Source organism: Natronoflexus pectinivorans (assembly GCF_004345615.1).
Lineage (GTDB): Bacteria > Bacteroidota > Bacteroidia > Bacteroidales > Marinilabiliaceae > Natronoflexus > Natronoflexus pectinivorans.
This window is the reverse complement of the sequence record NZ_SLWK01000001.1, coordinates 1-13,376: the sequence shown is the minus strand read 5'-3', so window position 1 is coordinate 13,376 and position 13,376 is coordinate 1. Positions and strand designations below refer to the sequence as shown.

At 40.1% G+C, this 13,376-nt stretch carries 13 protein-coding genes; all 13 read right to left on the bottom strand.

Annotation, left to right across the window (positions count from 1 at the left end):
• Nucleotides 1–371 precede the first annotated feature (371 nt).
• The 13 genes from tnpA to era all read right to left on the bottom strand — a co-directional run bounded on the left by tnpA (nt 372) and on the right by era (nt 12,823).
• On the bottom strand, nt 372–827 hold the full coding sequence (gene tnpA / locus EV194_RS00065; protein WP_132430854.1) for an IS200/IS605 family transposase: 456 nt from the start codon (nt 825–827) through the stop codon (nt 372–374).
• Between the two features lie 201 nt (nt 828–1,028).
• Complete coding sequence (locus EV194_RS00060; RefSeq protein WP_132430852.1) at nt 1,029–1,418, bottom strand: SRPBCC domain-containing protein; 390 nt, start codon at nt 1,416–1,418, stop codon at nt 1,029–1,031.
• A gap of 171 nt (nt 1,419–1,589) precedes the next feature.
• The gene (locus tag EV194_RS00055) at nt 1,590–2,105 is read right to left on the bottom strand and encodes a hypothetical protein (RefSeq protein WP_132430850.1); all 516 of its coding nucleotides are present in this window, start codon (nt 2,103–2,105) and stop codon (nt 1,590–1,592) included.
• Nucleotides 2,106–2,309: 204 nt separating this feature from the next.
• A complete protein-coding gene (locus tag EV194_RS00050) occupies nt 2,310–3,278 on the bottom strand; it encodes a glycoside hydrolase family 43 protein (protein ID WP_132430848.1) in 969 nt (322 codons plus the stop codon).
• A 91-nt stretch (nt 3,279–3,369) separates the two neighbouring features.
• The gene (locus EV194_RS00045; RefSeq protein WP_132430846.1) at nt 3,370–4,500 is read right to left on the bottom strand and encodes an endo-1,4-beta-xylanase; all 1,131 of its coding nucleotides are present in this window, start codon (nt 4,498–4,500) and stop codon (nt 3,370–3,372) included.
• A 109-nt stretch (nt 4,501–4,609) separates the two neighbouring features.
• The gene (locus EV194_RS00040) at nt 4,610–6,121 is read right to left on the bottom strand and encodes an MFS transporter (RefSeq protein WP_132430844.1); all 1,512 of its coding nucleotides are present in this window, start codon (nt 6,119–6,121) and stop codon (nt 4,610–4,612) included.
• A gap of 316 nt (nt 6,122–6,437) precedes the next feature.
• Complete coding sequence (hisIE, locus tag EV194_RS00035; RefSeq protein ID WP_132430842.1) at nt 6,438–7,037, bottom strand: bifunctional phosphoribosyl-AMP cyclohydrolase/phosphoribosyl-ATP diphosphatase HisIE; 600 nt, start codon at nt 7,035–7,037, stop codon at nt 6,438–6,440.
• 84 nt (nt 7,038–7,121) lie between these two features.
• Nucleotides 7,122–7,880, bottom strand: coding sequence for an imidazole glycerol phosphate synthase subunit HisF (gene hisF / locus EV194_RS00030; RefSeq protein WP_132430840.1), 759 nt, complete (start codon nt 7,878–7,880; stop codon nt 7,122–7,124).
• Nucleotides 7,881–7,916: 36 nt separating this feature from the next.
• On the bottom strand, nt 7,917–8,645 hold the full coding sequence (gene hisA, locus EV194_RS00025; protein ID WP_132430838.1) for a 1-(5-phosphoribosyl)-5-[(5-phosphoribosylamino)methylideneamino]imidazole-4-carboxamide isomerase: 729 nt from the start codon (nt 8,643–8,645) through the stop codon (nt 7,917–7,919).
• Nucleotides 8,642–9,250 carry an imidazole glycerol phosphate synthase subunit HisH gene (hisH, locus tag EV194_RS00020; RefSeq protein WP_132430836.1) on the bottom strand — a complete coding sequence of 203 codons (609 nt, stop codon included), beginning with the start codon at nt 9,248–9,250 and terminating at the stop codon, nt 8,642–8,644. The genes hisA and hisH overlap by 4 nt, the downstream gene beginning before the upstream one ends.
• A gap of 17 nt (nt 9,251–9,267) precedes the next feature.
• Nucleotides 9,268–10,137: a formyltetrahydrofolate deformylase gene (gene purU, locus EV194_RS00015; RefSeq protein WP_132430834.1), complete on the bottom strand. Its 870-nt coding sequence runs from the start codon at nt 10,135–10,137 to the stop codon at nt 9,268–9,270.
• A 247-nt stretch (nt 10,138–10,384) separates the two neighbouring features.
• Nucleotides 10,385–11,695: a ribosome biogenesis GTPase Der gene (der, locus tag EV194_RS00010; protein WP_132430831.1), complete on the bottom strand. Its 1,311-nt coding sequence runs from the start codon at nt 11,693–11,695 to the stop codon at nt 10,385–10,387.
• 246 nt (nt 11,696–11,941) lie between these two features.
• Nucleotides 11,942–12,823 carry a GTPase Era gene (era, locus tag EV194_RS00005; RefSeq protein WP_132430829.1) on the bottom strand — a complete coding sequence of 294 codons (882 nt, stop codon included), beginning with the start codon at nt 12,821–12,823 and terminating at the stop codon, nt 11,942–11,944.
• Between the last annotated feature and the right edge of the window lie 553 nt (nt 12,824–13,376).

Below are 13,376 nucleotides of genomic sequence, written 5' to 3'. Positions count from 1 at the left end.
TGAAAACATTTAAGGCGGGGCAAAGCAATTTGTCTCGCTTTTGTTATTTTGCAATTTAACAATTTTATCCAAATTCCCAATTTCAGTTTAAAGGTTTGATTTCATAATATAGAACCGGGTTTCTCTTTAAGAGAAACCCGGTTTATTTTACATATTGTGGACTAAGTCCTGGTATATGATCGATGTTTTGTTCTATGAAGTATCTTACTCTTTGGATATTCCCCTGCGCGGATGAGGGAGTCTTACCCTATGGATGGTGCATACTCTTCGGTCTGGTGTCCTGAGTTTCGGACGATGTCCCGCTCTGCGGGCTATTCTCTATGGACGGTGCCCATAGTTATCTACTCTCAGGCCTTCAGCCTGAAGATGGATCATTCCCAGAAAAATTCCGGATCGTATTCTATGATGTCATATTCTTTTACAAATTCTTCTACCTCCTGCTGAAAGGTATGATAGCCGTGGTGTTCTTTTTGGTTATTAATGTATCTTTTAACGACGTCGATCTTAGAGGTGCTTACCGAAAAAGCACCATAACCAATTTGCCATTTGAATTCAGAAGTTCCGCCCTCAATGGTTTTTATCCATTTGGACGACTGTTTTTTGACCTCTTCAACAATTTTGGCTAAGGCATAATTTTTAGATAATCGAAATAGGATGTGTATGTGATCAGGGACTGAATTAATGACCAATGCCGGGCTTTGATATTCTATAAGAGTGGCCGCCATATAATCGTGCACCCTTTTCTCTATACGGGGAGTTATATATGCCTTCCTTCCTTTTGTGCTAAAAACCAGATGGATGTACATCTGTGATAGCGATTGTCCCATAATGCTCTCTTTAGAATTTATTTACATCATATCTATTCAGACCATCGGTCTGAGAGTTCATAACTACGGGCATCGCCCGTAGAAAGAGGGCATCGCCCGTAGAAGAGGGTATCAAGGCTCCGAAGCGTAAGCCATGAGCCATAGCAGAGGTATCGCCCAATAGTATCAGCCTATAAGGCTGCGAGAGGAATCAATCCCTCCTCACTCCACCTCCAAAAACTCCTTAATGGCTCCAAGCATATATTCTGTCCATCCTTCGACTATATCGTCAAAAGCTTCTTCAGGGATGTTGGTGTGAACCACATCTACCTGCACTTTTGAACCTGCCGGGAATAGTTTTATGGTGGCTATAGATGGTTCATCCTGGTCGCCAAAATACCACTCTTGTACAATTTTGCTTTCCGGCACCAGCTCTAAAAGGCGTCCTTGGATGTCGCCTTCCCACATGGAAAATTCCTGTCCGGTTTCGGTAGGCATCACAGCCGGATATCCCGACCAAAGCTCAATGGTAAACGAATTGGTGAATGCTGCATATACATCTTCCGCTTCGGCTTTAATTTTTACCCGTGTTTTGAGTTCTTTTAGCGACATGTTATTTAATTTATTTGTTCTGTTTGAACAAATATAGACAAAAGCAATGAAATTGTCAGGAAAGTAATTGTTGATGACCGGTGGAATATTCTCCCCGCCAAACTAAAAGGGGTTACCTCACACTTATAGCGAATCTTTTATGCAATAGGTTTAGAAAGGGGCAATCTAAAGTTATTCACTTCTTGTAAGAGATTCTTCCGGTTCTTCAAAGCGATAAACACCTTTTATAACAGCTTCTCGAATGGATGCTATGATTTTCTGGGTGCGCAACGTTGCGGCTGAATAGCCGTCAACTTCTAGGGAAACAACGTTCCCGGGCTCGTGCAGATCTTCCAGGTGATCGCTTAGCTTTTTTCCGACCAAATATTGTAAGGCTTCTTCATATTGAGCAATCACCGATTTGTAAGGCTCTGTTTCTGTTTCCATATAGTAGTTCTCATCTCGCCACATATGCCTGAATTCAGCCTCTTTTACAATGCCATCTTCCAAAATAAACTGAATGTTCATCTGAATGGCCCCAAGGTCGTAAAAACCTCCGCGGTATGTACCATCCGGAAGCTGATAGAGTTTTTCCGGTTGCGGAATAGGCTTGTGGTCATGCCTGTTTTCAGAAGTTTGGAGTGTTAACTTGACAATTAAAAAGATTACCAGAATCGATAAAAGTACAATGATGATGTTTTTTTGCATGGTTCTGTTTTTTTGAAGAATATTTCTGCTAAAGGGATTCTGCTGGAATGGGAAGACTAGCTGCTTCTTTTGTAGAATTAATTCTTTGTCTTTATCAGTTTAACCCGTTGAAAGGATATTTGTTTAATTAAGAATGCTTCTATAAAGAATCAGGCCGTTCCTAAAAGGAACGGCCTGAAAAATTAACTAAATCAAAATAATGAATTATTTATCGTATTCAACCGTGATGGTTTCTATGCTGCCATCAGGTAAATGGTTAAGATCAGCAACTCTGGCACTTCTCAACCAGGTTTTTCCGGAAATTTCCGAATCGTGGAAGAACAGATACCATTTCCCTTTATATTCAACAATTGAATGGTGAGTTGTCCATCCAACAACAGGATTTAAGATCACTCCCTGATAGGTAAATGGTCCATAAGGATTGTCACCTGTTGCATAGCAAATTTTGTGAGTGTCACCGGTGGAATATGAGAAATAGTATTTCCCTTTATATTTGTGCATCCATGATGCTTCAAAGAAGCGGCGATCGTTGTCTCCGGCCAATAAAGGTTTTCCGTTTTCATCAAGGATTACAAGATCTTTTGGTTCTTCGCCAAAATTGAGCATGTCATCGCTCATAACGGCCACTTTTGCACACAAAGCAGGCTCATTATCGGCAGGCTGGTGGCCACATTCTATGGCTTTGTTGTTACGGTAACGTTGTAACTGACCACCCCAAATACCACCAAAGTACATGTAGTGCTTTCCATCATCATCTTTAAATACTGCGGGATCAATGGAGTAACTTCCGTCCATTGGGGTTGGCAGTGGCTTAAATGGACCTTCAGGTTTGTCGCTGATGGCAATACCCAATCGGAATATGTCGGTTTTATCCTTTAATGGGAAATACATATAGTATTTTCCATCTTTTTCGGCAACATCACAATCCCATAATTGGCGACCTGCCCATTGAATATCATCTACATCCAGAGCTTTTCCATGGTCGGTGATCTCATCATCGATGTTTTCAAGAGAAAATACATGATAATCTTTCATGGCGAAATGCGATCCAAGATCATCTTCAGGAATCCCTGCTTCGTAGTCATGCGAAGGGTAGATGTATAATTTTCCATTAAATACATGTGCATGAGGGTCAGCAATGTACATGTCCTTTAAAAAATGCTTTCTTACCATAATTATATAGTTTTAAAATTCCTACTTGTTAAAAAGAACCACCCGGCTCAATCCGGATGGTTCGATCCCAAAATAAACGAGTCAGAAAAAATTATTGTTTTTTTGCGTTTGCCAGTTCAATAATTCTGGTAACAGCTGATTTAGGCTGATAATCTCTGTCGAATAACAATGGATAATCAGTTCTACCGCGAATTGGCCAGTTGTTTCTCCACGACTGGTTGTCGTCAACTCCCCATACTGTTACACGGGAGATGATATCCTTATTTCTCATGAACATTTCAAAAAAGTCAACATATTTGTCCATCAGTGCGGTATATGCTTCCTCAGTAAGCCCATTAGGATATGGGTTGTATTCATCAGAGATTTCATAATTTAAAGAAACTTCTGCACTATGCCTTCTTGATGGCCATGGTAAAACGGTTATGTCCAATTCTGTAACCATTACTTTAACACCCAGGCTTGCTAATTTTTGTAAAGCCTCTTCTTTCATCTCTACAGTTGGAAAATCCATAGATAAATGACCTTGCAGTCCTACTGCATCAATTTTTACGCCATTGTCAATCAGGTCTTTTACCATGTTGTAAATTCCATCTCTTTTCTCCGGACGAGATACTGAATAATCGTTATAATACAGCTCTACATCGGGATCGATTTCATGTGCAAATTCAAATGCCATTTGAACAAATTCAGGACCAATGATTCTTACCCATGGACTTTGTCTCCATGATCCATCGTCGAGAATGGTTTCATTAACAACATCCCAGCCGTGAACACGTCCTTTGTAGCGCTCTACAACTGTTTGTACATGGGTTTTCATCCTCTCAATAAGACGCTCGCGTGATACTTCATCCCCGTTTTCGTCAACAAACATCCATCTTGGAGCTTGAGAGTGCCAAACCAGGGTGTGTCCAATAATTTGCATATCGTTAGCTTCTGCAAACTCAATAAAAGCATCGGCTTCATCCCAAAAGAAGACTCCTTCTTCAGGTTGAAGGTACATCATTTTCATGCAGTTCTCTGCTACAACGGAATTGAAATGTGTTTTTACTATTTCGATGGCTTGAGGATCTTGTCCTGCAACCTGAGGTACATTTAAGGCTGTCCCTATGTAAAAGTAATCCTTTAATGCATCTTTTAATGTTGTTGCCTCTTCTTGCGCTGTGCAGCTACCCATTAGGATAATTGCGAAAGCAATTGTTGCTAGTTTCCTTAATGTTTTCATGTGTCTATTATTTGATTTTAATTTACTCCTGATGTTTCGGTAAAACGAGTCCCGAAGTTTCGGGACTCGTTCTATGATAAAAACTTTTTTAAATAAGCTAACTATCCCTCTATTTAAGATTCTCCTGTTCCAGAGTCTCTAATCCTTCTTGTCTTCTTTTTCCAAGTTCTCCTTCAAGCAATACTTCTGTTGATTTATTAATTTCATAGAAGAACAAGGCAACAAGAGCCACGAGGAAGGTAATGGCAGGATAAACACTCATGGTCATCAAAATACCATTAATGGCCTGCTCTGATTGAACGATAACAGTCCCTTCTGCCGGAGGTTGGTATCCGTAGAAAGAAAGGATGGCTGCAACCAATGAACCACCAATCGCCAATCCGGCTTTTAATCCAAACAGCATGGCAGAGAAAATGATGGCTGTGGCGCGTCGGTTATTTTTCCATTCCGACCAGTCAGCAACATCAGCAATCATAGCCCATAAAAGTGGAATGGTAAGACCATATGAGAAACCGTGAACAATTTGACAGATAAATACCCATCCAACGTTCTGAGCCGGGATGAATAAGAACAGGAACTGAGACAAAGTGGCAACAGAAAGTGCAACAATAAACAAGTCTCTTTTTCCGTATTTATCGGCAATGGGTTTTGATAAGGCAATGGCAATGATCATTAGAATAATTCCCGATCCGTTAAATATTCCAAACCCTATAGAGGCCGGATCTTCAGGAAGGGTTACAGGAGTTAATCCCATTCCAATCAGAAAACTGTTGAATCCTTCTACCACTCCAAAGAAACCAATAAATTGAAGGAATTCATTTAAGTCGTTTTGACTTAAATAATTCTCGAAGTAGTATATGTAGTTACCACCTTTTAACGCTAGCGTAATAAAGATAAAAATAGTAACAATCAACATAATTACCCAGGGCCTGTTCTTCGAAAGGTCTATCAAATCCTGCTTAACACTTGTTTTTTGCTCAGCGGGAGGAGCAATTCTTTCCTTGGTTGTAAGAAACGTAATGATAAAGCAAACAACGCCTATAAAGGCAAATATTCCCATTACATATTCAAAACCAACAGCGCGGTCCCCATCACCAACGATAAGAACTAATGGCAATAAGATTACCTGGATAATGAACTGAGCAACGGTTACCGCGGTAAAACGATAAGAGGATATACTGTTACGCTCGGACATGTTTCCGGTTAGCACTCCACTTAAAGTTGCATAAGGTAGGTTATTTGCGGTATACACTATTACCAATAAAATATAGGTAATTAAAGCATAAGCAATTCTTCCGGATGGACTGAAGTTTGGTGTTGTAAATGCCAATAATGCGATCACACCAAATGGAACAGAAGTCCACAAAATCCAAGGACGGAACTTTCCCCAACGCGTATTGGTTCGGTCAGCGATAACTCCCATAATTGGAGTAAAGAAAGCCCCTGTCATACCCCCTACAAATATGATGACTGCTGCAATGTCACCTTGTATTTTAAATACATCGGTGTAGAAATATGCCAGGAAGGTCATTAGAGTTTGAAAAATAAGATTGGCTGCAAAGTCTCCAAGACTATAACCAATTTTCTCCTTTACAGAGATCTTCTCAGTTGCGGAACTCATAAAATTTAATAATTAAGATTCGTTAGTGACTATTTTTATTTCCAATAAATGCAATACCGTTCTGTTATGGTATGTCAAATTTAATATGATTGAAACAATAATTAACGGCTTTTGTAATTATTTACTCTATAATCACAGAAATTTCCACTTTTGAGGAAGCGAAATCGTATTTTTTACTTTTTTTCAGAAATATGGAATAATATTGGAAGCTTGTTTTAATGATAAACCGGATGATGAAAAAAGCGCCAAAACACTGAAATAGAAGTGTTTTGGCGCTTTTTTGTGATGTGACGGGGTGTGCCTTAAATTATTCCCATTATTTATGGCGTTTCTTTAGTTCTTTTATTAAATCTTCAATTCTGTACCCCTTGTGTGTTAATAAAACGACTAAATGATATAGCAAATCTGCCCCTTCGTAGAGGAAATTTTCATCATCATTGGCCATGGCGCCAATGATGGTCTCAACAGCTTCTTCTCCTACTTTTTGAGTTATTTTGCGGGTTCCCTTTGTGAACAATGAGGTGGTGTATGAGCCTTCAGGCATCTCTGCCTTTCGTTTGTCAATAAAATCCTGAAGATGCTTAAGGAAATCCAGGTCACTAACCTCATTGGTCTCACTCCAGCAAGTGTCCGTGCCGGTATGACAGGTTGGGCCTACAGGATTACACTTAATCAATAATGTGTCGTTATCGCAATCAACAGCTATGGAAACCACATTTAAAAAATTGCCCGACTCTTCACCTTTTGTCCAGAGGCGTTGTTTCGACCTGCTAAAAAAAGTTGCTTTGCCCTCTTTTTTTGTTTTTTCCAGCGCTTCCTCATTCATATAGCCCAACATTAATACTTTATTGGTATTGCTGTCCTGAATAATTGCCGGAACCAAACCATCAGGTGTTTTACTAAAATCAACCTTCATTATTCTATGTTTTTATTTTTAATATTATGTCCTCCGTTGCTTCAACCATCAACCCCCAACTATAAACTATCAACCCTAAACCCCCTACCGTACCGTTATTCCCTCTTTTCTAAGATACTCCTTAAGTTGTGGTACCGAAATTTCATTGTAATGAAAGACGCTGGCAGCCAATGCTGCATCAGCTTTCCCTAATTCAAAAGCATCTTTAAAATGTTGCATATTTCCGGCTCCTCCCGATGCGATAATTGGTATGGAAAGATCATCGCTTAACTGGGCAAGGGCTTCGTTGGCAAATCCTTGTTTTACGCCATCGTGATCCATGCTTGTGAAAAGAATTTCACCGGCGCCTCTTTGCTCTGCCTCTCGTGCCCATGAGAAAAGCCTCTTCTCTGTGAAAATGCGTCCCCCGTTAACCGTTACAGCCCATTCGTTGCCGGTTTCTTCTTTTTTGGCGTCAATGGCAACAACAACAAACTGGCTGCCAAAGTTTTTTGCCATATCGTCAATCAATTGTGGATTTCTAACGGCCGATGAGTTGATGCTGATTTTATCGGCTCCTGCATTCAGCAGGGCTTCCGCATCTGACAGTTCTGAGATTCCTCCGCCAACTGTAAAGGGGATGTTGATGTGGCGTGCAATTCGATGCACCAAATCAACAAAGGTCTTACGACCCTCGTGAGATGCTGTGATATCCAGAAATACCAGTTCGTCGGCACCTTGATCGGCATAAGCGGCGGCCAGTTCTACAGGGTCGCCTACTGTTTTTAACTCCACAAACTTAATGCCTTTAACGGTCATTCCGTCTTTTATGTCCAGGCAGGGGATGATTCTTTTTGCTAACATTTTGATTCTGTTTTAAGGTTATTGGGGATGAGTAATTTATGAAATAAATTGCTCCAGTTCTTTTAAACTGATTTTGCCCTCGTATATTGCCTTGCCAAAAATTACGGCAGGTAAGCCGGCCTCTTGCAAGTCCTCTATATCTTTCATACAGCTAACACCACCACTGGCAATGAGGTATAAGTCGGGGAACTGATTTAGCACCTCTCGATATAGTCCAATGGCAGGCCCCTGAAGCATTCCGTCTTTGCTGATGTCGGTACAAATGGTTTTGGTGATTCCTTTTGATGTGTAATCTCTAAGAAAATCCATCAGTTCAAGTTCGGAAGTTTCCAACCAGCCCGAAACAGCAATTTTCCTCTCCTTTACATCCGACCCCAGTATGATTTTCTCTGCTCCGTAAATTGAAATCCAACTTTCAAACTCCTGCGGGTTTTTTACGGCGATGCTACCCCCGGTTACCATTTGCGCCCCGCTATCAAAGGCGATTTTTAAATCAGCGTTTGATTTTAATCCTCCTCCAAAATCAATCTCCAGGTTGGTTTTGGATGCAATGGTTTCCAAAACTTTGTAATTAATGATGCGACCGGCTTTTGCCCCATCTAAATCTACCAGATGAAGGCGAGATATTCCATGCGCTTCAAACTCTTTGGCAACTTCCAGAGGATGTTCGTTATATACTTTTTTTGTGTCGTAATCGCCTTTGCTCAGGCGCACACATTTCCCGTCAATGATATCAATGGCCGGTATCAGTTCAATTTTCTTCATAGTTTCAGGAAGTTTTTCAGAATTTTCTCGCCAACAGGCCCGCTTTTTTCGGGGTGAAACTGTGTAGCAAAAAAATTGTCGCGTTGCAATGCCGAGCTGTAAGGATGTATATAATTTGTGGTGGCTGCTGTGTCGCTGCCCAGAGCAACGTAATAGCTGTGAACAAAATAGACATACTTTCCTTCAAGTGAAACATCAAACAGGTCGCTTTTTAAATCTGTGATCTGATTCCATCCCATTTGCGGGATTTTCAGGTTTTGTGAATTGGGATCCGGAAGCTGAAATTTCTTTACTTTCTCATCAAAAATGCCCAGACAATTTACATCACCTTCTTCGCTGTGGCTGCCCATCAGCTGCATTCCAAGACAAATGCCCAAAACCGGTTGTGTTAAAGTTTTTATGAGATCGGCCAGCCCGGTTTCATTCAAATGTTTCATGGTTGTACTGGCTTCCCCCACACCCGGAAATATAACTTTATCCGCTTTAATGATCTTTTCCGGATCCGCTGTAATTTCTCCCTCCTGTTCCAATCGCAGCAGTGCGTTGTTAACCGAGCGGATGTTTCCGGCGTTGTATTTTATTATTACAATATTCTGTTTGGTCATGGAAGTGTTGTTTTCTATTACTGGAATACCACCGTTCTGTTTTTGTAAACCAGTGTTTTCCGTTCAATGTGAGCCATCACCGCACGCGATAGCACAATCTTCTCTATATCTCGCCCTTTTTGAATGAGTCTTTCAACCGTGTCGTGGTGACTGATGCGGCTCACATCCTGCTCGATAATGGGGCCGGCATCCAAATCGGATGTCACATAATGGCTGGTGGCTCCGATGATTTTAACTCCCCGTGCATGTGCTGCGTGATAAGGTTTTGCACCAATAAAAGCCGGCAAAAATGAGTGATGGATGTTGATGATTCTTTCAGGGTAGTGATCCACAAATTTTGGCGATAAAATTTGCATATACCTGGCCAATACCAAAAAATCCACTTCATGTTCTTTCAGTACATCCAGCGCTTTTTGTTCCTGTTGTGTTTTGGTATCAGATGTAACCGGCACGTGAACAAACGGAATTCCAAACTTGCCAACCACCTCTTCCAAATCTTTGTGGTTACTGATAATCACGGGAATTTCAACTTTCATTTCACCACTCTGATAGCGAGCCAAAATATCGTATAAACAGTGCGACATTTTTGAAACAAACAGCCCCATACGGGGTGTTTTGTCACTGAAATGAAGTTTCCACTTCATTTTGCAGGGGGTGGCAATGGCAAACTCAAAGGCAGGTTCAATTTGTTCCCTGTTAAGCTCGAATCCTTCCAGCTCCCATTCTACACGCATAAAGAAACGTTTTTCGTCGCGGTCGGTATGCTGATCCAGCGCCACAATGTTCCCATTGTTGCGATGAATGAAGTCCGTTACCCGCGCTACGATCCCCCGCTGATCCGGACAGTGTATTCTGATGATTGCGGTGGCACTGTGATTTGTACTCATTTTTTACTGATCAAACTTTATTATAATAATGATTTCAATATTTTCTAACTTTCTTGAATGCTTCGTTTAGCTTTTCATTATAGCCAAACCTATTTCCTGACTCGTTATGGCTGGAAAGGGTGGTCTAGATTAATTGAAACTGTTACTCCTTTTTTTGTTGCAATTACAAAAGTACTTATTTCAATTTTTATGATACCGCTTTTAACCAGAAAAACTGACGTAGGTCAGTTTTTCATTCTGTGTCTCTTTATTTTTTCCTTAAAAAGATATTTACCGGAACTCCTGTTAAGTTCCATTTCTTTCTGATTTTATTCTCAAGGAACCGCTTGTACGGATCCTTAACATATTGAGGTAAATTACAGAAAAAGGCAAACGATGGAGTTGTTGATGGTAGTTGTGTTATAAATTTAATCTTAATATATTTTCCTTTGTGAGACGGGGGAGGGTTGTGTTCAATCACCGGCAGCATGTAATCGTTTAGCTGCGATGTTGAGATCCGCATTTTTTTATTCTCATAAACAGCTACTGCATCTTCCAGCACCTTAAAGATTCGTTGTTTTGTTAACGCCGATGTAAATATGATGGGGTAATCTACGTAAGGAGCTGTTTTTTCCCTTATTTCAGCTTCAAAATGTTTGGTCGAATGCGTGTCTTTTTCTATTAAGTCCCATTTATTAACCACTACCACCACTCCTTTTCGGTTACGCTCAATCAGGTTAAATATCTTCTGGTCCTGTCCTTCAAAGCCTCGTGTGGCATCTACCAATAATATACATACATCGGAATTTTCAATGGCACGCACGGCTCTCATCACCGAGTAGAACTCAAGGTTCTCGTGCACCTTGTTCTTTTTTCTGATTCCGGCTGTGTCCACCAGTAAAAAATCGTGACCAAATTTGTTGTATCGTGTATGGATGCTGTCACGCGTGGTCCCTGATATGGGGGTGACAATGTTTCTGTCAACCCCGATGAAAGCATTAATAATTGAGGATTTCCCTGCATTTGGTCTGCCAACTATGGCAAATTTCGGCAAATCTTCCTCTTCTTCACTAAGGTCTGTTTTATTTGGCAGGGCTTCTACCAGTGCATCCAGCAAATCTCCTGTTCCGGAGCCGTTTATTGCGGATACAGGGTATAGCTGATCAACTCCTAAAGCGTAAAAATATGACGATTCAGGAATTCTCTCATGGGTGTCCACCTTGTTCACTACTACGAAAGCTTTTTTACCCGATTTTCGAATAATTTCGGCCACAGCCTCATCATAATCGGTGATTCCGGTGCTGACATCCACCAAAAAGAGAAGAATATCAGCCTCTTCAATGGCAATCAAAACCTGCTCACGAATGGCTTGCTCAAACTGATCTTCTGAATTGATGGCGAACCCACCTGTATCAACAATGGAAAACTCAGCGCCATTCCAATGTGATTTCCCATATATCCTGTCGCGGGTCACTCCGCTTATTTCATCTACGATGGCATGTCTCTGGCCGGTCAGACGATTAAAAAGTGTCGACTTCCCAACGTTTGGACGTCCTACTATGGCAACTATATTTCCCATTTTTTATAATTCTATATAAATTAATCTTAATAGTTCGTTAATCATTCTTTAATTGCTTAATTATCAGCTGCTTGTAAGTTTGCAGCCGTATTATTCAATCAGTTAATAATAAGGAGCTTACTGCAGCTAATATCTAAGAATCTAAAAGTCTAACGTTCTATTGTTAATCTGTCGCGAAATGATGTTTTTGAAATCCGGGTGCAACAGGAGCACGGATCTCAAATGTTTTGGATGAAATACGATGGATTAACCATCGTATCCAAACTGCTTAAGCATATTGTCCTGATCCCGCCAGTTTTTTGCAACTTTTACATAAAGTTGCAGATATACCTTCTTATCCAGAAATGTTTCGATATCCTTTCTTGCTTCTGTACCTAGTTTTTTCAGAGCTTTACCCTGATGTCCAATGATGATTCCTTTTTGCGAATCCCGGGCAACATGAATATTAGCGCTTATTTCGGTCTGTTTTTCACGTTCTTTAAATGACTCAATGCTTACCTCAACAGAGTAAGGAATCTCTTTTTGATAATAAAGCAATATTTTTTCTCGTATAATTTCAGATACGAAAAACCGTTCCGGTTTGTCCGTCAATGCATCCTTGTCAAAAAATGGGGGACATTCAGGCATCAAATCCAAAATCCTTTTAAAGAGATTATCTGCATTGAATTTATGAAGCGCAGATATTGGGAATATCTCCGCCTTTGGCAAAAGTTCTTTCCACTTATCGGCAAGGGCTTCCAGTTTTCCCTGGTCTGCAAGATCAATTTTGTTGATCGCCAACAAAACAGGAACCTTACTCTTGTTTACTTCATCAATAAAATTCTGGTTTTTCCCCGCTGTCTCAACGGTATCGGTAATGTATAATATCACATCGGCATCAACCAGAGCCGATTTGCTGAATTTCAGCATGGACTCCTGTAACTTATAATTTGGCTCCAGCACACCCGGTGTATCGGAAAATACCACCTGGTACTCCTCTTTATTAACTATACCTATTATTTTGTGTCGTGTTGTTTGTGCTTTGGAAGTAATAATACTCAGACGTTCTCCCACCATGAGGTTCATCAGTGTTGATTTACCTACATTTGGATTCCCTACAATACTAACAAAGCCGGATTTATGTGCCATAATTTTTCTCCGTTCATATTAAATTTTGAGGCCACAAAGTTACTATAATTACCCGTTATTTTATGCAATTTCCAAGAAAGTTCACCATTTCCTATTCATGATTAGTGTTGGAAGTCAGGTGTTTTACATTTTTTAATATAAAATGATTGCGAAAAGGTTTGGAATATAACCTTTCTTCTTCTACTTTTGCACCCGCTTTTGATAATAACGAAAGCCACAAACCAAATGAGGTTGTGAAAAGATGATTATTGAAAAACACAGTCCCGATTTATTTGAAAAATTATTTTGAAAATTAATTTGGAGATTAAGTGAAAAATTTGTTATCTTTGCAACCTCTTTCGCCAAAAAATGTTTGGCGAATTTGTTTTGAAAAGAAAACGTTCTTTGACAATATTGATGCAATACCAAAAGATCTAAGGTTAGACAAAAATTTAATTTAGCAAGATCCTTGAGTCAATTTTTTTTGAGATATGTCAGGAAATTAGGCTATGAAAGTAGCCACCAACTTTTTTATACAACGAAGAGTTTGATCCTGGCTCAGGATGAACGCTAG